The organism is Schumannella soli (assembly GCF_006517435.1).
GTDB classification, from domain to species: Bacteria; Actinomycetota; Actinomycetes; order Actinomycetales; family Microbacteriaceae; genus Schumannella; species Schumannella soli.
Window position 1 is genome coordinate 1 of record NZ_VHQG01000006.1, and the last position, 557, is coordinate 557.

1 protein-coding gene is annotated in these 557 nt (G+C 68.8%); it reads left to right on the forward strand.

Annotated features, from left to right (window positions below; translation table 11 throughout):
* On the forward strand, positions 1–557 hold a 557-nt coding region (locus tag FJ657_RS16855), incomplete at both ends, for an aldehyde dehydrogenase family protein (RefSeq protein ID WP_141164908.1).

Consider the following 557-nt stretch of genomic DNA (forward strand, 5'->3'; position numbering starts at 1 on the left):
CTCGGCGGTGCGAAGAACCACATGCTCGTCCTCCCCGACGCCGACCTCGACCTCGTCGCCGACTCCGCGATCAACGCGGGCTTCGGCTCCGCGGGGGAGCGGTGCATGGCCGTCTCGGTGCTCCTCGCCGTCGAGCCCGTCGCCGACGACCTGATCGAGAAGATCACGGAGCGCATCTCGAAGCTGCGCATCGGCGATGGCCGCCGCGAACCCGACATGGGCCCTCTCGTGACCGAGGCACACCGCGACAAGGTCGCCTCCTACATCGACATCGCCGCCGCGGATGGCGCGACGGTCGTCGTCGACGGCCGCGGCATCGACGTCGACGGTGAGGCCGACGGCTTCTGGCTCGGGCCGACTCTCCTCGACAACGTCCCGACGACCTCCCGTGCGTACACGGAGGAGATCTTCGGACCCGTCCTGTCCGTCGTCCGCGTCGCCTCGTATGAGGAGGGTGTGGAGCTGATCAACTCGGGTCAGTTCGGCAACGGGACCGCGATCTTCACCAACGACGGTGGCGCCGCCCGCCGCTTCCAGACCGAGATCCAGGTCGGCAT